The sequence below is a fragment of the Mucilaginibacter sp. SG564 genome (genome assembly GCF_013149275.1).
Taxonomy (GTDB): Bacteria; Bacteroidota; Bacteroidia; order Sphingobacteriales; family Sphingobacteriaceae; genus Mucilaginibacter.
Genome location: NZ_JABGNA010000008.1, coordinates 225,267 through 245,170 on the forward strand (window position 1 = coordinate 225,267; position 19,904 = coordinate 245,170).

The 19,904-nt window shown below is 39.9% G+C and carries 18 protein-coding genes; 12 read left to right on the forward strand and 6 right to left on the reverse strand.

Annotated elements, in window-relative coordinates; all coding sequences use genetic code 11:
- The first annotated feature begins 48 nt into the window (after positions 1-48).
- Complete coding sequence (locus FHW89_RS19575; protein WP_172336735.1) at positions 49-1,134, forward strand: DNA topoisomerase IB; 1,086 nt, start codon at positions 49-51, stop codon at positions 1,132-1,134.
- A gap of 216 nt (positions 1,135-1,350) precedes the next feature.
- Here FHW89_RS19575 and FHW89_RS19580 read toward each other — a convergent pair whose 3' ends face one another.
- Together FHW89_RS19580 and FHW89_RS19585 are read right to left on the reverse strand one after the other, a co-directional pair.
- Positions 1,351-3,120 (reverse strand): M56 family metallopeptidase, encoded by a 1,770-nt coding sequence (locus FHW89_RS19580; protein ID WP_172336736.1) that lies wholly within the window; start codon positions 3,118-3,120, stop codon positions 1,351-1,353.
- An 11-nt stretch (positions 3,121-3,131) separates the two neighbouring features.
- A complete protein-coding gene (locus tag FHW89_RS19585; protein ID WP_172336737.1) occupies positions 3,132-3,488 on the reverse strand; it encodes a BlaI/MecI/CopY family transcriptional regulator in 357 nt (118 codons plus the stop codon).
- A gap of 269 nt (positions 3,489-3,757) precedes the next feature.
- Between FHW89_RS19585 and FHW89_RS19590 the strand changes: the two genes are divergently transcribed.
- The 4 genes from FHW89_RS19590 to FHW89_RS19605 all read left to right on the forward strand — a co-directional run bounded on the left by FHW89_RS19590 (position 3,758) and on the right by FHW89_RS19605 (position 8,406).
- A complete protein-coding gene (locus tag FHW89_RS19590; RefSeq protein ID WP_172336738.1) occupies positions 3,758-6,115 on the forward strand; it encodes an ABC transporter permease in 2,358 nt (785 codons plus the stop codon).
- Positions 6,116-6,267: 152 nt separating this feature from the next.
- On the forward strand, positions 6,268-7,131 hold the full coding sequence (locus FHW89_RS19595; protein WP_172336739.1) for an SDR family oxidoreductase: 864 nt from the start codon (positions 6,268-6,270) through the stop codon (positions 7,129-7,131).
- 211 nt (positions 7,132-7,342) lie between these two features.
- Positions 7,343-7,834 carry a c-type cytochrome gene (locus FHW89_RS19600; protein ID WP_172336740.1) on the forward strand — a complete coding sequence of 164 codons (492 nt, stop codon included), beginning with the start codon at positions 7,343-7,345 and terminating at the stop codon, positions 7,832-7,834.
- A 62-nt stretch (positions 7,835-7,896) separates the two neighbouring features.
- Entirely contained in the window at positions 7,897-8,406 is a 510-nt protein-coding gene (locus FHW89_RS19605; RefSeq protein ID WP_216650631.1) for a GNAT family N-acetyltransferase, read from the forward strand.
- A gap of 425 nt (positions 8,407-8,831) precedes the next feature.
- On the opposite strand, the gene FHW89_RS19610 is transcribed toward FHW89_RS19605, so the two are convergent.
- Entirely contained in the window at positions 8,832-9,476 is a 645-nt protein-coding gene (locus FHW89_RS19610; protein WP_172336741.1) for an HAD family hydrolase, read from the reverse strand.
- A gap of 146 nt (positions 9,477-9,622) precedes the next feature.
- Between FHW89_RS19610 and FHW89_RS19615 the strand changes: the two genes are divergently transcribed.
- Both FHW89_RS19615 and FHW89_RS19620 read left to right on the forward strand, forming a co-directional pair.
- Positions 9,623-11,461, forward strand: a complete 1,839-nt coding sequence (locus FHW89_RS19615) for an ABC transporter ATP-binding protein (RefSeq protein ID WP_216650632.1) — start codon at positions 9,623-9,625, stop codon at positions 11,459-11,461.
- A gap of 270 nt (positions 11,462-11,731) precedes the next feature.
- Positions 11,732-12,049, forward strand: a complete 318-nt coding sequence (locus tag FHW89_RS19620; protein ID WP_172336742.1) for a hypothetical protein — start codon at positions 11,732-11,734, stop codon at positions 12,047-12,049.
- Positions 12,050-12,188: 139 nt separating this feature from the next.
- On the opposite strand, the gene FHW89_RS19625 is transcribed toward FHW89_RS19620, so the two are convergent.
- The 3 genes from FHW89_RS19625 to FHW89_RS19635 form a co-directional block, all read right to left on the reverse strand.
- Positions 12,189-12,341 (reverse strand): hypothetical protein, encoded by a 153-nt coding sequence (locus tag FHW89_RS19625; RefSeq protein ID WP_172336743.1) that lies wholly within the window; start codon positions 12,339-12,341, stop codon positions 12,189-12,191.
- Positions 12,342-12,480: 139 nt separating this feature from the next.
- Positions 12,481-12,888, reverse strand: a complete 408-nt coding sequence (locus FHW89_RS19630) for a DUF983 domain-containing protein (protein ID WP_172336744.1) — start codon at positions 12,886-12,888, stop codon at positions 12,481-12,483.
- Positions 12,878-13,762, reverse strand: a complete 885-nt coding sequence (locus tag FHW89_RS19635; protein WP_172336745.1) for a helix-turn-helix transcriptional regulator — start codon at positions 13,760-13,762, stop codon at positions 12,878-12,880. Before FHW89_RS19635 ends, FHW89_RS19630 begins: the two co-directional genes overlap by 11 nt.
- Before the next feature lie 301 nt (positions 13,763-14,063).
- Between FHW89_RS19635 and FHW89_RS19640 the strand changes: the two genes are divergently transcribed.
- The 5 genes from FHW89_RS19640 to FHW89_RS19660 all read left to right on the forward strand — a co-directional run bounded on the left by FHW89_RS19640 (position 14,064) and on the right by FHW89_RS19660 (position 19,778).
- Positions 14,064-14,546 carry a nuclear transport factor 2 family protein gene (locus tag FHW89_RS19640; protein ID WP_172336746.1) on the forward strand — a complete coding sequence of 161 codons (483 nt, stop codon included), beginning with the start codon at positions 14,064-14,066 and terminating at the stop codon, positions 14,544-14,546.
- Between the two features lie 159 nt (positions 14,547-14,705).
- Positions 14,706-17,654, forward strand: coding sequence for a sensor histidine kinase (locus FHW89_RS19645; protein ID WP_172336747.1), 2,949 nt, complete (start codon positions 14,706-14,708; stop codon positions 17,652-17,654).
- Between the two features lie 17 nt (positions 17,655-17,671).
- Entirely contained in the window at positions 17,672-18,298 is a 627-nt protein-coding gene (locus tag FHW89_RS19650; RefSeq protein WP_172336748.1) for a response regulator transcription factor, read from the forward strand.
- Positions 18,299-18,543: 245 nt separating this feature from the next.
- Positions 18,544-18,900 (forward strand): VOC family protein, encoded by a 357-nt coding sequence (locus tag FHW89_RS19655; protein ID WP_172336749.1) that lies wholly within the window; start codon positions 18,544-18,546, stop codon positions 18,898-18,900.
- 8 nt (positions 18,901-18,908) lie between these two features.
- Positions 18,909-19,778 (forward strand): AraC family transcriptional regulator, encoded by an 870-nt coding sequence (locus FHW89_RS19660; protein WP_172336750.1) that lies wholly within the window; start codon positions 18,909-18,911, stop codon positions 19,776-19,778.
- Positions 19,779-19,904 lie beyond the last annotated feature (126 nt).

Genomic DNA, 19,904 nt, shown 5'->3' on the forward strand with positions numbered 1-19,904 from the left:
TACTAACCATTGCAAAACTTAATTATAAAGCCTTTGTTGTTTATCATTATGAACCGATTGCTGCGAAAACTGGAAAAAATTGGTCGCGACCCTAAGGTCAGCGCGAGGGCTGTTGGTTTAAGGTATGTATCAGATTCATCACCGGGTTATACCCGTAAACGATCGGGAAAAGGCTGGAGTTTTTACGATGCCGAGGGCAAACTGGTAAAAGATAAGGAACTGATAAACAGGTTTACCCATCTGGTGATCCCTCCGGCTTATACCAACGTTTGGATATCGCCCTATGAAAATGGTCATTTGCAGTTTACCGGGATCGACGCTGCCGGGCGGAAACAATACCGTTACCACCCGGGCTGGAACCAGATACGCAATCAATCCAAATATCATCGGCTACAGGCTTTCGCTTCTTATTTGCCTGTGATACGTGAGCAAGTGGATAAGGACCTAGCCCGGCATAACCTTGGTCATGAGAAAGTACTGGCCCTTGTCGTACGCCTGATGGAACTGACCAGCATCAGGGTAGGAAATGAATCCTATCAAAAACTATACGGCTCTTTTGGATTAACCACGCTGCAAAACCGGCATATTAAAATTGAAGGGGCAACTATCCGGTTTGAGTTTAAAGGCAAAAAGGGTATTCAGCACAAAATAAGCCTGCAAAGTCGAAAATTGGCCCGACTGATCAAGCAGTGCCGCGATATTCCGGGAAAAGAGCTTTTTCAGTACTATGATGAAGCAGGCGAACGACACAGTATCGACTCTGGCGATATTAATAATTACCTCAAAGAAATTACCGGCGAAGATTTTACAGCCAAGGACTTCCGTACCTGGGCAGGCAGTGTAAGCGCCTTATACGCGTTTAAAGCAGCTGGTGAATTTGCTAATGTAACCGAGTGCCGTAAAAAAATAATCAGCGTAATTGACGAAGTGGCTGTTACTTTGGGTAATACCCGTTCGGTTTGTAAAAAGTATTACGTGCATCCCTCGGTGATCAAAAGCTATGAGGATGGTACCCTGTTTAAATACATAAGCGGCCTTGATGAAGCTAAGGATGAAAAAGCCACCGAACTTAACCAGGCCGAAAAGGCCTTGCTTACCCTCCTGGAAACAGAAAAACTGGCCGAAGCCAGTTAGTTGGTATAACAAATTTTGACATGCAAACCATTATTTTACCCCAAAAGTGGGTTTACATGGTTTACACTTTTTTATGGTTTACACTGTATTATATTGTTGATAATTAGGCGTTTATGTTTTATTTTTTACCGTTTAATGGGGTTTTATGTAAACCCACTTTTTGCCTCTGGATTCCTCTGTGAAAGTCCTTAGGTATAATAGCCTTTCAGACAATCTTTATTCAGTATTCTTTTTAGTTGCAATCTGTACAACCCCATTTTTTGCCTTGTTACCGTATTTTTTTAGGGTGCTTTCGTCGTTACTAACAGTCATGCTTTCAATTGCATTAGGGGTTATTTTATTTATATCAGCGGCTGGCACTTCTTTTCCATCTATAATAACCAGCGGTGTTTTATCCTTATCAAAAGCGATATGCATGCCTTTGTCATTATCTACGGAAATGTTTTGAGAAGAGGTGTTTTTACCATCTACTGATACGCTCGAAGAGGATGAAACCCTTATAATGTGGGCCTTTGTATTGTTTTTTACGTTTGCCTTTATAGCAGTATCAACAGTAGTTGCAAACTGGGCAACACTTACACTAGTGCTTGTAGTAGCTGAGGCTGGAGGATAGGCCTTTACAGTAGATGCAGATGAATTTTTATGAAGTGGCTTATAATTTAAGGAGCCTCTTAATAAAACCGTACCAGAATTAGATGTATTATCTGATTTTTTCAAGTATACCTTTCCTTCGGGCGAATCTTTGGTAACAACCACCACTACACCTGCATTTTTTACATCATCCGGGTTAACAAATGGAGGCAAGTCACTTACACGGTCGCCTTTTAAAACAGTAACGTTTGATATATTATCCGGGTCTACATTTTTTAGGCTGCCTTTTACACCATTGATATAATAAACTACAGAGTCCCTGGTGTTTTTATCTCTGATAACGAGTACTTTTTTGATGGTATCCGGTTTTACAACCAGCATAGTTTTAGCTGCCTGGCGGCTAACCTTTTTTGGTTTAGGGAACAAAATCTTACCCACAGGGCTGGGTAAGGCTGCAACAGTAACCATATTTTGAAGCGGTTTAACCACGTTAACCAGTTTTATCCTGATTGGTTTGGCAAAATCGGCTTTTGATATACTGAATACCAGCAGCAAAGTAATCACCGCGGGTACCAGGAAGGCATACCGGGTGAGGTTTATTTTTGAAGATCTTTTAGCGTTCATCATGATAATGCGTTTTTTGATGGTTGATATATTAAAATGGTTCACTATACCGGGTTGCCGGTTATTAAAACTTACCGAAACCAGGCTATACTGGTAAGTTTTACTGTCGATACCCTGATTCAATATCTTGCGGTCGGTTATAAATTCTATGTTTTCTCGGATGGCCTTTTTCATGAGCCATATGCCTGGGTTAAACCAATAGAAAATACTGCTTATTTCGGCCAGTAATATATCAGCGGTATGCCACTGGTTCACGTGTATCTGTTCATGTAACAATATGGCTTTCAGATCTGAGGGTTCATGTTTTGAAGGATTTACAAAAATGCTTTGCCAGAAAGAAAAAGGTGCTGCGTCTTTATCCATAATTCGCACCTGGTGGTTGTTAATAGTGGCCGGTTTGGAGCTTTTATATAATCTGTATAGCGAAAATAATTGCACTACCAGTTTAAGGGCCAGTATATAAGCGCCTAACCAGAAAATAACCTCGGCCCAGCGCCAGTAATCGGGTTGGCTTAAGGGCTTTACCAGATTTTGTACAGGTGCCTGCCAGTTGATAACCACCTTTTGTACCGGTTTTACCAGTTCCTCGTGCCGTTGTATAAATGCCGAAAAGTTTAGCCATGGGTAAACACTGGCAAAAACGATGGCTGCAAGCAGATAAATACGGTTAAGCGTATAAAAAGTAAGTGGCCTGAGCACCAGGTAATAGCCGGCGCAAAATAGCAAGAGAGCAGTATTTACTTTGAGTAAAAAAACAAACAATGCTGGCATGGTATTAGGTTTTATTGTTTTTCAATTAGTTTAATGATCTCCTGCAAATCGCTGGCGCTTATCTTTTTTTCGTTGGCGAAAAAGGTAACCAGGTCTTTGTATGAATTTTGAAAGTAATCGCTCACAAAACCACTCATGAAGCGTTTTTTATATTCCTCTTCCTTAATAGCAGGAATATAGCGGAGCGAATTACCCATCTTTTCACTTGTTAAAAAGCCTTTGCGTTCCAGGTTCTTGATCGTTGATGCCAGGGTGGTATAAGGAGGCTTGGGTTCTGCCAGCTGATCCAGAAAATCTTTTATAAAACCGGGGCCGCACTGCCACACCGCCTGCATGGCCTCTTCCTCTTGCTGCGATAATTTTTCCATTGTTTTTACGATTGTTTCGTAAATCTACGAATATTTCGTAGATATCCAAATTTATTTTACTTTTTTCGAAATAGAGGCACCGAGGTTATTTTCAAGCATGCTCCAATTACCTTACGTTTACCTAACATATGATAAACCGTCCGCATCCGAACAATTACTATAATATATCCGTACGGAGCTTTATAATGTGTTTTGTATTAATTGGTTGATAATTAATTGTTTATGCGAATGGCATAATCTTAGCAGGCACGCTGATATAAATTTGTACAATGCTGAAAAATTATCTCAAAACCGCCTGGCGTAATTTGTTAAAAAACAAATTTTACTCTGCTATCAATATCGTTGGTTTAACTGTTGGCCTGGCTATCGGGATACTGATATTATTATGGGTGCAGAACGAGTTAAGCTTTGACAGCTTTCACAAAAAAGCGCCTAATATTTACAGAATGGCAATTTTTGGCGGTACCGGGGCCAGCAGGCAGATCTGGACGCAGGATGTTGCCCCGATGGGGCCGCTGGCCAAGCAACAATTATCGGGCGTAAAGGATCAGGTACGTATCACAGGCAACGAATTTTTTTCGATGTTCAGATACCGGGATAAAGTTTTTGGTAATGAGAACGTTGTTTTTGCCGATCCATCATTTTTCTCGGTTTTTGACTTTCCATTAGTGCAGGGCAATACAGCAAAGCCTTTTGCAAACGATAATACCGTGGTAATTACCAAAAAAACGGCTAAGAAATATTTTGGGGACGAAAACCCGATGGGTAAAGTAATTATAGCTGATGATAAAGCCAGTTTTACGGTAGGAGGTGTTATTAACGATTTTCCGGATAATTCAAGCTTTAATATGGATCTGATCATGCCGATGAGTTACCATATCAACAAAAAACTCACGGATAACAAGGAAGACGTAAATAGCAATTTTAGCAATTTTAATTATGAAACTTATCTTTTACTTAACCCGGATATTGCTCCGCAAAGCTTAAAGACCAAGTTGTTTGACATTCACATCAGCCATAAAAAAGAAGATACTGATGTGGAATATTTATTGTTACCCTTAACCAAAATGCACTTATATCATCTTGATGGTAGCGATGGGGGTATAAGCACTGTAAGGATATTTATTGTTATAGCCTTATTAATATTGGTAATAGCCTGTATTAATTATGTAAACCTTTCAACCGCGCGCTCAATGCTGCGGTCAAAAGAGATCAGCATGCGTAAAATTATCGGGGCAGCAAAAGCACACTTGTTTTTGCAATTTATTGTAGAAACCGCTTTGCTGTTTTTAATTGCCGCAGGTTTGGCCATCATGCTTATTTATGCCCTGATGCCGGCGTTTAATGAACTATCGGGTAAACAACTGGTATTTAACCTGAATGATTATCATGTATGGATGGTTATATTGGCAACCATATCGGGTACGCTTATTGTATCAAGTATTTACCCTGCCTTGTTGCTGTCGTCATTTGAGCCGCTTAAAGCATTAAAGGGTAAAGTTTCTGCCGGGATTGGTGATGTTACTTTCCGGAAAATATTGGTGGTTACCCAGTTTACATTTTCGGTTATACTTATCATTGGCACAATGGTGATCACCAGCCAGCTTAATTTTATCCGGTCAAAACAGTTGGGCTATGATAAAAGTCATGTATTTGCTTTCTGGATGCGCGATATGGCCAAACATTATGATGCCGTAAAAGCCGAACTCTTAAAACAGCCAGGCGTATTGGGTGTTACCCGGTCCAACTCCAACATTGTAAGACTTGGCGGCGTCTCGGGCGATAATGATTGGGATGGTAAAGCGGCTAATCAAACATTTATTGTACACCCTATGGCCATTGATAAGGATTTTATGTCCTTTTTTAAAATGAAACTATCACAGGGAGCTGTTTTTACTGGAGCTGTGGCCGACTCAACCCATTTTATTTTAAATGAGGCAGCGGTTAAAGAAATTGGCTTAAAAAATCCGATAGGGAAAAGATTCAGGATGTGGAAAACTAATGGCACCATAATAGGTGTGGTAAAAGATTTTCACTTCGCTTCCATGAGGGAGAAGATCTCACCTTCTATTTTTTACTATACAAAGGATTTAAATTCCATGTATATCAAAACAGATGGTCGTAACGCGCAAAAAGCTATTAACGCTGCCCAGGATCAGTTTAAACAATACAATGGACAATACCCTTTTGACTATACCTTTTTGGATGATATTTTTAACAATCTTTATAAAGGCGAACAACGGGAAGGAACCCTGTTTAATTATTTTGCGGGTATTGCTATCATGATCTCGTGTTTGGGTTTGTTAGGTTTAGCCGCCTTTACGGCGCAAGTGCGCACCCGCGAAATAGGTGTTCGAAAGGTATTAGGCGCCACCGTTAGCGAAATTATTGGCCTGCTGGCAAAAGACTTTATCAAACTGGTGCTTATAGCTATAGCTATAGCTATTCCGGCCGCATGGTTCAGCATGAATAAATGGCTCGAAGATTTTGCTTACCGCATCAATATTGGCTGGTATGTGTTTGTATTGGCAGGCTTAACGGCAATAATAATAGCTTTTATCACGATTAGTTTTCAATCCGTTAAAGCGGCATTGGCAAACCCAGTGAAGAGTTTAAGAAGCGAATAATAAAGGAAAACCTGCATAATAAAATTTGAGTATTTCAATAGAATTGTAAAAGTATTGATGCCAATCAAAAAAATCCCTCTTTAGCAAGTTATGGGCTAAAAAAACAAGTATCTTGCAAATCTGAAAGTTATCTTTTTCAGAGGGTAGAGGGTATGGCTTTAAAAACAACCATCATTACGGGTGCAACATCGGGCATAGGCGAGGAAACCGCTTTGGCGTTGGCAGCACAAGGGCACGCGCTTTATTTACTGGTGCGTAATACGCCTAAAGGCGAAAGGCTCAAAAATCAAATAATAGGTAAAACCGGCAATAAAGAAATATATGTGGTACGGTGCGATCTGGCCGATTTGCAAAGTGTGCGCGAAGCTGCAGACGAGCTAACAGAAAAACTATTTGCCATTAATATACTCATCAACAATGCCGGGGGCGTTTTTGAAGAACGCCAGATAAGCAAGAACGGATTTGAGATGACATTGGCCACTAATCACCTGGGCCATTTTTTACTAACCCACTGCCTTATGCCCTTGCTGCAAAAAGGACAGGCACGCATTATAAACGTAAGTTCAGAAGCGCATAAATGGAGCAAGCCCCAGTTTGATGACTTACAGTGGACACAATCATATAACGCAATGAAGGCTTATGGTATGAGTAAGCTGTTCAATATTTATTTCACCCAGTCACTGGCCGAAAAATATGCAGATAAAGGTATCCTGGCATTCTCCGCGCATCCGGGTTTGGTAAAAACGGGTTTTGGGGCCATGCTCAAAGGTTTCAATAAAATAATGATGTTACTTGCCCGCCCGTTTATGATAACTGCTGAGCAAGGAGCCCAAACCATCATATACCTTGCTACCGCTTCAAAACTCGAAAAACATAATGGAGCCTATTTTATAAAAAAGAAGGCAGCCAAAACTTCAGTTATCGCGACGGACAGTGAGTCGCGGAATAGGCTATGGGCCATCAGCGAAAAATTGCTTTCCCGCTATTTGATCTGGCCGGTTATTAATGCCGGATAAGAATCAGGAACCAAGAGTCAAGAATCAAGATAAAAAAAAACATTTTAAATAAACGAAAAACAAGGTTCATCTTGATTCTTGGCTCTCGATTCTTAACTCCCCCCGAATCCCGATTCCATAAAATGTATCTTAAAAATTACCTTTTTTACGGAATTCGGTGTTGTGGCATTAAAAGTTAATAGTTATTTTCGGTGACTTAAATATGACAATAATGCCTTTTAATAGAAAAATAGTTGCTACCGTTGGGTTATTATCCATTGTGGTATTAGGTGCCATGACATCCATGACCCCTAAAAAGCCGCAGGATGAGGGTTTTAAAAACTTGAAAGTGTTGCCGAAAAATATTTCTGGCGATAATCTTCATAAAGTAATGGAAGAGTGGGAGCACTCCTTAGGGGTACATTGCAACTTTTGTCATGTGCGTAACGAGGAAACCAAAAAAATGGATTGGGCAAGCGATGCTAAACCTGAAAAGGAAATGGCCCGTGATATGTTTAAGATGATGAATAAAATAAACCAGAAATATTTTCACGCCAAAAAAGATTCATTAGGCATGATCTTGCAATCTGGTGTTAACTGTAATACCTGTCACCGCGGTACCGCACACCCCGAAGTAGTTATTCCCGCAGGTGGAGCCCCTGGCGGTATGCCTCCGGGAGGTCAGCCAGGCGCGGGCAGCCCGGCTCCAGAAAAAAAAGGTTAATCCGAAAACAATATCGAAAGCGCCCCTTACCTAAAGTTTGGGGTGTTTTGATTTATAAGTAAATGATGAACAGTATAATAAATGTCAGAAACGCGAATGAGGGTGATCTGCTGTCCATTCTGCACATCTATAACGATGCCATATTAAATACAACCGCGGTTTACAGCGAAGAACCCCATACGCTTGAAATGCGTCAGGCATGGTACCAGGAAAGAGTGAATAACGGTTTTCCGGTGCTAGTGGCAGAAACGGGCGGCAAAATAGCCGGTTTTTGTACTTACGGGCATTTTCGCGCCTGGCCATGTTATCGTTATACTGTTGAACATTCCGTTTATGTTGATCCGGTTTTTCAGGGACAAGGTATCAGCAAGCTTTTGCTCAGGCCGCTTATTGATATAGCACGAAAGAATGGTATTCATGCGGTGATAGCAGGTATCGATAGCGAAAATCAGGTTAGTTATCATCTACACCAGTCGTTGGGTTTTAGACAAGTTGCGCACTTTAAAGAGGTTGGATTTAAGTTTAATCGGTGGCTCGACCTGCTTTTTATGCAATTATTGCTTGATGGATAATATTGATTTTATTTTTTAAGCAAAAAAAGCTATAGAATTTATTATTTTTAAGTTAACTTTAGTCGCCCCTCGATTGAAATGTGAACTTATTGGATAACTATGCACTTTTGATAGTTTTATTTCAGTCGGGCAGTAAAAAACCCCCTTAATTAGCTGACCATGACTGTTGAAATTGAAGAAAAACCCATTCTTTCCATCGCTTCAAGGCGAACAAGCCATACACATAATGTTTATTGTAAGCGTTGTAATAATACCAGCGTTAGTCGCATACCACGTGGCCCTTTAGTAAAATTATTTTTGTTTTGGCTGCCGCTTAAAAGATATGTTTGCTATCGCTGTCATCGCAAATCATACAGATGGAAACCCTGATCAAAGCAACAGAAAATAAGTAAGGAAAAAAACACCCGTTTTTTAATATAGGGATATTACAGTAATTCCGTTAGTTCGCTAAAACTGTCTATAGTAGCTACCATTCCATCGGGTACTTTACCAAAACCATAGCTGGCAAAAATAAAAGGCACATCGGCCTGGTTTGCTGCGGTATAGTCGCCCATGGTATCGCCTACGTACACTGGTGCTTTAAGCTGATGAACATTTACAATATCCCTAATATTATCAGCCTTAGGATTGCCTTTGGTGCCAAAGCATTGGTGCCCTAAAAAATGCGCGTGCATATTATTCAGGTCCAGGAACAGCTCGATATAGCCGCTTTGGCAATTGCTTACTATATACAGTTTGTATTTGGTGCCCAGGTATTTCAAAGTTTCTTCCAGCTGCGGATAAAGCTCACCGCCTTTGGTATGCAATATCTCCAATTCGCTAACAGCGCAAAGGGCTTGTACTTCTTTGCGTTGCTCGGTATCAAGATTGGGGAATAGTTTATCAAAAATGGCATCGTAGGTCATGCCGGTGATGGATTTAACACGTTCTACGGTCATCAGTTCATCAATATAATCCACTTTTGAAATAGCTGCCTGCCAGGCCAGGGCCACGTTGGCTGTACTGTCCCAAAGGGTGCCATCAAGATCAAAAATTATACTGTCGAATTGATTGTGTAGTGTAGTTGTCATAATGCCGGCAAAAGTAATAAAAACTGGGTTATGGTTTTGACTGGTGGTTTATGAAAAAACAACTCAGTGTAAAATAAATTCCCTCTTTGGTGGGGAGGGCACTAATTGGTTAAATTCGCTTATTACCAATAAGAAAGAAGATAATATTGAAGACCGACCGTCCACCAAAAAATACCATTAATACTAAAGTTACCTTAAAAGAGCGTTTTGAGGCCTTACGTAACCTGCCCGCCTTTTTTAAACTGGTATGGCAAACCAGTCGCTGGATGACAGTGGTAAATGCCTTACTGCGTATCATCCGTTCGGCCATGCCTTTGGGGCTGTTGTATGTGGGCAAGCTGATCATCGATCAGGTGGTTATGGTGAGCCATGAGCACGTTAAGGACATGACCTATCTGTGGCAATTGGTAGGGTTGGAGTTTGCCCTGGCCATATTAACTGATGCTCTTAGCAGGGCCATCACCCTGATGGATAGCCTATTGGGCGATCTGTTTAGCAACTATACTTCTGTCAGAATCATGGGGCATGCCGCTACGTTGGATCTGGATCAGTTTGAAGATTCGGTATTTTATGATAAACTGGAACGGGCGCGGCAGCAAACCATAGGCCGCACCATATTGCTCTCGCAAGTAATGAGCCAGGTGCAGGACCTCATTACCATGGGTTTCCTGGCTGCTGGATTAATGGCTTTTAATCCCTGGCTTATTGTATTGCTGCTTATTGCTATTATCCCCGCTTTTTTGGGTGAATCATATTTTAACGATCAAAGCTATGCGCTAACCCGTGGGCAAACACCTGAGCGGCGCGAACTTGATTATGTACGTTACCTGGGGGCCAGCGACGAAACAGCCAAAGAAGTAAAGATATTTGATCTTTCGGGTTTTATTATCGACAGGTTCAGACTCCTGTCTGATAAATTTTATGGCGATAATAAACGGCTTGCCATAAAACGATCCTTATGGGGTACGTTTTTTGCCATGTTGGGCAGCCTGGGTTATTATGCGGCTTACCTGGTGATTATTGTACGCACGGTTAATGGTAGCGTAACTATAGGCGAACTGGCATTCCTGGCAGGTTCATTCAGGCAGTTGCGTGCTTTGCTCGAAGGTATTTTAACCCATTTTACGGCAGTATCGCAGGGTGCTATTTACCTGCGCGATTTTTTTGAATTTTTTGAAATCATACCCAAGATCAAATTGGCAGAAAATGCGTTGCCATTCCCTAAAACTATACAACAGGGTTTTACTTTTGAAAACGTTGGTTTCCGTTATGTTAACTCCGACAGGTGGGCCAACCGCCATTTGAATTTCACGTTATACCCGGGCGAAAAGCTGGCGCTGGTAGGCGAAAATGGGGCGGGTAAAACCACACTGGTAAAACTGCTGGCCCGTTTGTACGACCCAACAGAAGGGCGCATATTACTGGATGGCATCGACCTGAAACAATATGACCTGGCTGATCTGCGGCTTAATGTGGGCGTTATTTTCCAGGATTACCTGCGTTACCAGATGTCTTTTGCGCAGAATATCGCAGTTGGTAAAATAGGCGAAAAGGAAAACCGCCCGCTTATCGAAAACTCGGCCCGTCAAAGCCTGGCAGATATATTGGCAGCAAAGCTTCCTGGTGGCTATGATCAGCAATTAGGCAAACGCTTTGCCGATGGGGTTGAGTTATCTGGGGGCGAGTGGCAAAAGGTTGCCCTGGCACGGGCCTACATGCGCGATGCCCAGTTGCTGATTTTGGATGAGCCTACCTCAGCCCTTGATGCCCGGGCCGAATACAATGTTTTTGAGCGCTTTGCCGAATTAACCAAAGGTAAATCAGCAGTGCTGATCTCGCACCGTTTTAGCACCGTTCGCATGGCCGACAGGATCCTGGTGCTGGAAAAAGGAGAGCTGATAGAAATAGGCAGCCATCAGGAGCTATTGCTTAAAGGAGGCCGTTATGCCGAATTATTTGACCTGCAGGCTGCAGGTTACCGGTAAAATTTGACCAAAAGTTTATTAGTAATCAATAAACCACTCTAAGAAAAACACTGTGGTTACTTACCTTCGTAGGCTTTTTTAATTTTGATAAATTAATGGTTTTAATCATTAATTATTATCAATAAATCAATAGTTTATTTCATGGAATGTAAAAATGCGTAGAAATACGTAGGCGATACCGTATTATCACCCTGTTATTTGAGTTGTAGTAAGATTAATTTTGGATTCATGTTTAAGAGGGCCACTTTAACATTTACAAAGCTATTTACTATGAAACTTTTTTACCACTTTTTAATTTTAGTTTTCGTTTCTCTTATACTCGTGGCATGTGCCAGAATATTTACTTCAGATAGTGAAATAAAAACATTTAATAGCCAACCATCTGAAATTAAGCAGCAACAGGATCATCAGGCAGATAGTGTAGCACAGGTTGATCTTAAAGGAGATTTTCCTACGATCACCAATTTTGACTACCGAAGTCTTTTAAAAACAAAAAGGTGGACGGATAATCAATGTGGTTTTAATAGTGTTTTTTATATTAAAAATGTGCAAATGGTTATGAATCATTTAAGCCGGTATGCACAATAAATATTAATAGTCGTTTTTAGTTTAGTTAGTTTAATTAGGGAAACAGTTGGCAAGCGGTCATTATAGCAATATAATGGCTGTCTTGTTTTTACCCGGTTTGCAGATCATGTTGCTGCAAACCGGGATTAATAAATAGTACTTAAAACTTAGGAAATTGACCGAATGTAAAGAGTAAAGCAAAACAAGGAATGGCTAGTAAAAAATAAACCCTTGCTAATTGCTGCTCATCAGCATTACCCATTACAAATACATTATAGAGGTCTTTCTTTATGATGTTAAATCGTGCTTTCATGGTTCAAAAAATATAGATGTTATACATAGTTATGACCACAAGTGTGCGTCATAGTTTAATCATGGCAAGATTATTAGATCATAAAAAAAGCGCCGGAAGGTAAAACCCACCGACGCTTATCATCATCGTCATCAAAAAATCAGTTTGTTTTGTCGCGGCTCATTTCGGGGTGATAGTGCAGACCCGGGGTAAGCCAATACAATAGCATAACCCTGGAGTACCTGAAGTTAAATGGCGAAAGTATTACCGCTGCAGTAAGTATAACAGAAACATACAACCATGGATTTTGGCTTCCTGTTAAAACGCTGATGGCAACCGCGATCGTTACCATTTCGGCAACATTTAGCGCGTAGCTGGCAAACATAGCCACATAAAAATAGCCCGGCTCCCGCTCATAAACCAAGCCACAGTGCGAACATGTTTTATGCATTTCCTGTCCGCGAAAGCCATACATGCCATTGGCAAACATATCACCACGCCTGCAGCGCGGGCATTTGGCATGTACAAAAGCTGGCCATGCCGCTAATTTATAGTTGTTATTTTCCATGATCGTATAATAATTTTTTTCTGAATTCTTCGGGTGTAACATCTTCCAGCTTTTTAAAAAATTTGGTAAAGTAGGAGTTGTCACTGAAGTTTAATTTTAGTGATATTTCGCTGATACTGAGTTGAGGATTAGTCAGCATACGCTTAGCTTCCAGCATAATCCTGTTACGGATCATTTCACCGGCAGGTATCCCCATCATATCTTTACAAACCGCATTAAGATGGTTAGGCGTTATATATAACATAGCGGCATAATCCTTCGGTAACCTGATGTCGATATAATGATGTTCAATTAAATTTTTAAAGTTTTTGAGCAGGGTTTGATTGTAGGATGAATTATTATTTACCACAGGTACCGAGGTTACCCGGTTAACCCTGATAAATATCTGAAGCATCAATAATCTGATCATATCGGCGGCCGAGGTGCCCAGACTGACTGCTTCTGTTAATATTGTTTCAAAAACTGGTTTTATGGCCGCATAGGTTTCGGCAGGTAAATTGATCACCGCATCAGAAAGGTTACCGCTAAAAAATGAAAAATTATCCAGGTAGCCGTGCTGCAACAAAAATGATTGTATAAATGATGCCGAAAAATTGATGATGTAGCCGTCGGTAAAACCCTCAAAGCTCCAGGAATGTACCTGGCCCGGTATCATGAAATAAATTTGCCCGGGTTTAACATCAAAGCTTTCAAAATCTATAGTGTGACTACCCGCCCCTTCTGTAAATAATACCAGGTGATAAAACGAATGACGGTGGGTGGTAAACAGGTTTTTATGGGTATCCAGGTATGGCGCAAAACGGCTTATCAGTATGTCATCCTGATTGATATCAGATAACGAGCAGATGTCATATAGTGGTATGTTTTGTAACATGAAACAAAATTACGCACCAGCTTGCCATTTATAATGGTACTATTTTTATTTTAAATGGTACTATTCAATTATAATTGAATAGTACCATAACATTATTCGATACAGAGCACCCGGTATCGAATAATGAAGGACGAAATTGACGTTGGGACATTCAAAATTTATTATTCAATATGGTTTCTTCTTAAATTAATGCCAGTGGTGTTATACGCATATTTTTAGGGTGTTATACGCATATTTTTAAGGTGCTATACACACATTTTTATTTTGCAGCCGTAGTGAAATTTGATAAAAAAATATCACAATGAAAAATAAATTTTTGGTGGCTTGTTTAGTAAGTTTATTATCAGTCACATCAATCTACGCTTATACAGGTCCAAAAACCGAAGGTGCAGGCTACGCAGCCGTGATCCGCGATTTTATTGATAGCCATATGAACGGCAATTATAAAGAGCTTAACAAGATCCTGGACGAAAATTATACATTAAAAATTCCGCGCGGCAATAAAGTGATCCTGCAAAATAAATCAAGTTTGGTTGAAGCCATGAAAAAAGAAGCAGGCACCCAGCAAAACTGCCAGTCAAATTACGAAGTGCTGGCTAAAAGCGATGCGCTGGTGATAGCCAGGGTGGATTTTAGCTATCACGATAGTATACAGCATAATTATCTTACACTTGAAAGAGATGATGATAATAACTGGAAGATTACCCAGGTTTGTAAAATGTTTGAGGATCTGCAAACCACCACCCCAACAGGAACCACCGGTGATGTTACCGCTAAGAATTGAGTTTTAATAACTGATCTTATAATAAAGTTTTATAGGGGATTTTGACCAATATACCCTATATTAAATGAATCACCCCAAAAGGGTGATTTTTTTTATTTTATTTAGCTTTATTTTGAAATTTAATTGCGGTGATACTGCAACCTATTAATTTGCGCGTAAGTGAACAAGTGTTTTTTATATCAGGTGAGGGTGTTTTGGTGTGTTGTACTCATTTGTTTGGTGCAGGTATTTCCGGCATTAGGGCAAAAATATACGTTTGCGCATTATGATATTGACGATGGCCTGATCCAATCGCAGGTGAATAAATTTACGATGGATAAAGATCATCGTTTATGGATAGCCACCTTTGGCGGAGCCTGCCGCTTTGACGGAAAAGAATTTTCGGGATATTCCAGGCAAAACGGATTACCCAACAACTATGTAAGCACCATTTTTTCTGATCGTGCAGGGCACGTATGGTTTGGTACACTTGACGGACTGGCCATGCTTTCTGCCGGCAAGATTATTAGCTACAAACCCATAGCTTCTCAAAAACACAATATTGTAACCGATATAATCCAGGACACAAATGGCACTATCTGGGTAGTGATGAGCTATGGCTTATTTAAAATTACCGGTAACCAAATGGAACCGGTAACCTTTGATGACAGTAGCAAGGTAACCACCATAGCTGTTGATAAAACAGGAAAACTTTACGCTGCCGTTTACGGGAAAGGCATCTATTCCTTAAACCATGGACGCTGGGAATATTCTACGCCCTTTAACGGCAAATATGAACAACTGGCCGTAAGAAAAATGTTGTTTGACAAATTTGATGCTCAAAAAGCCTATCTGCTAACCTGGAAAGGCCTTTTCTACACCAATAATAATCAGGTAATGCCTTATGCGCCTAAACAAATGGCAAACGTGAAAGGACAACTGTTATGTATTGAACAGGATGAGTACAAAAATATCTGGATAGGTACCGATAATGGCGCCTACTGTTTAATGGATGATGACGTTATTCATTACGACTCATCCAACGGCCTTACGGATATTTCTATCGCGGATATATATGTGGATGGGGATAATAATATATGGCTTGGGAGCCTGGGCAATGGTTTATATCGTTGCGAAGGCAGCAGGTATGTAACTTTTGATGGTACGCAAGGCCTGCCGGAATCGAAAATAATTATGGCCATCACTAAGGATTGGAACGACCATATTGTGTTAGGTGCCGATGGGGGAGGGTTAATAAGATATGACGGGAAAAAGCTCAGCAATATACCAACCCCACCCAATTCCAAATATCTGGCGGGCATACAATGTTTGTACACTGACAAAAATAAAACTGTTTGGATTGGCACCAGCCAGGCCGGATTATGGCAATATGATCAAAAAGGCTTCAGGTCGATAAAGGGAAGTGATGAAATAGCTTACCATGCTATTACGGCCGATGGTAATGGGGTTATCTGGTTGGCCACATCATTAGGGTGCTATTATTATGAAAAAGGTTTACTTAAACAGTTGGATGGTGTGCCCGAATACTCATCATCATTAGTATCAACAGGTAAAGATTCTGTATTTATCGGCACGCAAAATGGCATCGTGTTATTGGTTAATAAAAAGGTGGTTCAGACGTACAATCAGAGCTTTCTTAAAAATTCAGCTATCCTTACCATGATCAAATATCGTAACCAGATTTTAATAGGTACGGATGACCGCGGCTTATTTGTCTGGAACCTGGAAAATAATCATTTAAAAAGGTATACTGTTAAGGATGGGCTCAAAGCAAATACTATATACAGCCTGGTAACTGATGAGGCAGATCATGTTTGGATAGGTACGGGTAAAGGAGTTAATCAAATGAAGTTTGATAGTGTCGCAGATAAATTCATGATTATTGATAATTCCGGTTCAAAAGAGCCCGTTTTTGAAACCAATCAAAACGCTATACTTTATAAAGACCATCAGGTTTGGGTAGCAACTACAAAATCTGTGATGGTTTATAACACCCGGGTACAAACAAAATCACCGTCACCACCACATATCATTATTGAAAATGTGAAGTTAATGCCGCAAATAAGCAAAAGTCAGGACACCGCCTTTTCTTATTTAACCGATGGGGTTACGTTAACATACAATCAAAATCACCTGGCTATTTCTTTCTTAGGTATCTATTTGAAAAATCCTTCGAGTGTATCATATCGTTATAAGCTGGTTGGTTTAGACAGTACTTTTTGTGCTCCCGTAAAAAATAATGTTGTTGAATACCCCATGCTGCCTCCGGGTAAATATACATTTAGGGTAAAAGCCATCAGTCCGGATGGTAAGGTTTCGCCAGATACGGCTAACTTTAGTTTTGAAATTGTTCCGCCATTTTATAAAACGCTTACTTTTCAAATATCGGCCGTATTGTTTTTTGTGTTAATAGGTTTTGGTTTGCAAAATATCTGGCATCATAGCAAAATACAGCGACAGCAGGCCATTGAAGCTATTAAGCAGGAAGAAAAAATAAAGATCAGGCAGCAAACAGCCGAAGATTTTCACGATGACCTGGGTAATAAACTCACCCGAATTTCTATACTTACAGAAATTTTAAATGCTAAAATTGATCAAACTAAGGCCGATCAGCATGGTCTTGTTGACCAGATCAAACAAAATGCAGCCGCTCTTTATAACGGCACCAAAGATATTTTATGGGCCCTTGACCCTAAAAGCGATAATTTATATGAAACTTTGTTGCATATAAAAGAAATCGGTATAGAACTTTTTCAGGATGTTCCGGTTGATTTTGAATTTAATAAGATAGACGATAACCTGAAACAGGTTAAGCTGCCCATGGAGTATAGCCGCAATATTACCATGATATACAAAGAGTTGCTCAATAACACGCTTAAACACGCCGACGCCGGGCAGGTGATGTTGCACTGGGCATATGCCGATAAAGATGAGATTAGTTTGCGCCTTACAGATAATGGTAAGGGTTTTAACGATAGTACCCTGTCAAAGGGGCATGGTATGCATAACATAAAAGCAAGGGCAAAACGTATTAATGCCGAGCTGATCATTATTTCGGAAGAAGGCAAAGGGACTTCGGTGGAGTTAAAGTTTAAAAAAATATTGTAGCTTAATTTTTAAAAGAGATGGATCGGAGTATAAAAATAACCATTATTGAGGATGATGAAACTATTAGGAATGGTTATGCTTATCTCATTGGCGCTACAGAAGGGTATGAGGTGGTAAGTACCTACTGCTCTTATGATGAAGCCGCTAAAAAAATAACCACCGACCGTCCGGATGTTGTACTATTGGATATTGAATTACCCGGCACCAATGGGGTTGATGCTATCCCTAAATTAAAAAAGTTATTACCACAATGTTATGTGCTCATATTAACGGTTTATGAATCGGAAAAATTAATATTTAACGCGTTAGCTAACGGAGCATCAGGATACCTTACTAAAAATACGCCATCGGCTAAAATAATTGAATCTATTAAAGAAGTTAAGGACGGCGGTGGCCCCATGAGCATTAATATTGCTAAATTGGTTATACGTTCGTTTCAAAAAAACCAGGAGTCTCCTTTATCCAGACGCGAAACCCAGATACTGGAACTGATAGGGGATGGGAAAAGCCGGAGCCAAATAGCCAAAGAACTATTTATCGACCTCGAAACCGTACGCAGTCACATCAAAAATATATACGTAAAATTAGATGTTAACTCCCGTGCCGATGCCATAAAGATGGCCAAACAAAACAAACTTATTTAGCCCAAAAAAGGTCTTTACGCTGTAAAAGAGCAACTTCCCGCGTTTTACTTAATATGTCTGTTAAAGTTTAATAATAAATAAATCCCCCTATTTGGGGGATACGTTGCCTTTGCAACCAACTTATCTTTGGTATGTGCAGTAGTTTTAACTGATCGGCTGCAACCCACACCAAGAATTATCACCCCTAGTTAATGTTATTGATATCGGGTTGATTTCCATAAAATCTTTTATAGAGCTATTGCAATATGAAATTGAAATATATCCCTGTTTTTGCAGAGGACGCCGATGCGCAGATAAGTTTTTATACGCAAAAGTTAGGCTTTAACCCGATCAGTAATATGTTTTTTGCGGAAGGTGAGGAATATACTGTTTTAAAGGCCGATAATCTGGATGTTGCGCTTGTTGTTGGCGGCAACGCCTTTAAGAGCTGTATTATTTTAAATACTGATGATTGTTTGAAAGATTATCATTTATATAAAACCGCGGGCGTGTTTTTTTCCACAGTTCCACGTTACCTGCCCACCGGCCTTGCGGCTGAGTTTCTGGACCCCTCAGGTAACCGGTTTATTTTACTGGAAGAAAGAAATTATACAGAAATATAAATTTTTATATGATGGATTATTCAAAAACATTACGGAATAATAATAAAATTTATAGCCGTAGCAGCAGCCAGAAGCAAAATCAGCAGTACAGCTCAGATTTTAGCCTGAGGTTTGTTTTTGCAGGAAATGAACGTTACGATATAGGTAAACGGCATTTATCCATATATCCCGATTCTTTTTTAATATTGAACAGGGGTACACAATATTCAACCGATACCGATTCAGACATCCCAGTACAATCCTTCAGTATTAGTTTTGACCAGCAATTTTTGAAAGATTTTAAGGATTGTTGGACAACTGCCGATAGTCGCCTGGTAGGCAGGGGAGGTTATAAAGTAAAACAGCTTCAGGAATTTGACGAAACTATTTACCCGTTTACGGGTGATATCAGGCACAATGTATATCATCTTAAGCATTACCTGGATAACGGTATGCATGATGAATTACTGATTAATGAGTATTTACACCATTGTCTTATTAATTACTTTAGTATCTATAACGAAGAGATATTTAAAAAGGCTGAAAAGCTTCACTTTTTAAATCCAAGCACCAAAATAGAGATCCTGCGCCGGCTTAACCTGGCAAAAGAATATTTGTACAGCAACTATAATCAAAATATAAGCCTGGAAGATCTGGCCGAGCATTCATGCCTTTCTGTTAATCACCTGTTGCGCACATTTAAACAAGCCTTTAACCTAACACCGCATCAGTTTTTAATACAGCTGCGTTTAAAAAGAGCGCAATTGCTGTTAAAAAGCACAGCTTATCCCATCAATGAGGTAGTAAACCTTATTGGTTTTGAATGCCCGAGCTCCTTTATCAGATTGTTTAAAACCCATTATAAAATTACTCCTTTAAAATACCGGCAAACAGCTTGATAATGTTTCGCTTAGGTTAAATAATATTTATAATAATAAGTTTTCCTTTAATAGGGTAATGTGCGAGAATGATCAAAATGGTGATTATCGCACATTACCCTATTTGCGTATATGTTATTATTGTGT

Coding starts and splice junctions, on each gene's coding strand:
- FHW89_RS19575 (WP_172336735.1), top strand. CDS start 49: ATGAACCGATTGCTGCGAAAACTGGAAAAAATTGGTCGCGACCCTAAG.
- FHW89_RS19580 (WP_172336736.1), bottom strand. CDS start 3,120: ATGCCAGCATTGTTTGTTTTTTTACTCAAAGTAAATACTGCTCTCTTG.
- FHW89_RS19585 (WP_172336737.1), bottom strand. CDS start 3,488: ATGGAAAAATTATCGCAGCAAGAGGAAGAGGCCATGCAGGCGGTGTGG.
- FHW89_RS19590 (WP_172336738.1), top strand. CDS start 3,758: ATGCTGAAAAATTATCTCAAAACCGCCTGGCGTAATTTGTTAAAAAAC.
- FHW89_RS19595 (WP_172336739.1), top strand. CDS start 6,268: ATGGCTTTAAAAACAACCATCATTACGGGTGCAACATCGGGCATAGGC.
- FHW89_RS19600 (WP_172336740.1), top strand. CDS start 7,343: ATGCCTTTTAATAGAAAAATAGTTGCTACCGTTGGGTTATTATCCATT.
- FHW89_RS19605 (WP_216650631.1), top strand. CDS start 7,897: ATGATGAACAGTATAATAAATGTCAGAAACGCGAATGAGGGTGATCTG.
- FHW89_RS19610 (WP_172336741.1), bottom strand. CDS start 9,476: ATGACAACTACACTACACAATCAATTCGACAGTATAATTTTTGATCTT.
- FHW89_RS19620 (WP_172336742.1), top strand. CDS start 11,732: ATGAAACTTTTTTACCACTTTTTAATTTTAGTTTTCGTTTCTCTTATA.
- FHW89_RS19625 (WP_172336743.1), bottom strand. CDS start 12,341: ATGAAAGCACGATTTAACATCATAAAGAAAGACCTCTATAATGTATTT.
- FHW89_RS19630 (WP_172336744.1), bottom strand. CDS start 12,888: ATGGAAAATAACAACTATAAATTAGCGGCATGGCCAGCTTTTGTACAT.
- FHW89_RS19635 (WP_172336745.1), bottom strand. CDS start 13,762: ATGTTACAAAACATACCACTATATGACATCTGCTCGTTATCTGATATC.
- FHW89_RS19640 (WP_172336746.1), top strand. CDS start 14,064: ATGAAAAATAAATTTTTGGTGGCTTGTTTAGTAAGTTTATTATCAGTC.
- FHW89_RS19650 (WP_172336748.1), top strand. CDS start 17,672: ATGGATCGGAGTATAAAAATAACCATTATTGAGGATGATGAAACTATT.
- FHW89_RS19655 (WP_172336749.1), top strand. CDS start 18,544: ATGAAATTGAAATATATCCCTGTTTTTGCAGAGGACGCCGATGCGCAG.
- FHW89_RS19660 (WP_172336750.1), top strand. CDS start 18,909: ATGATGGATTATTCAAAAACATTACGGAATAATAATAAAATTTATAGC.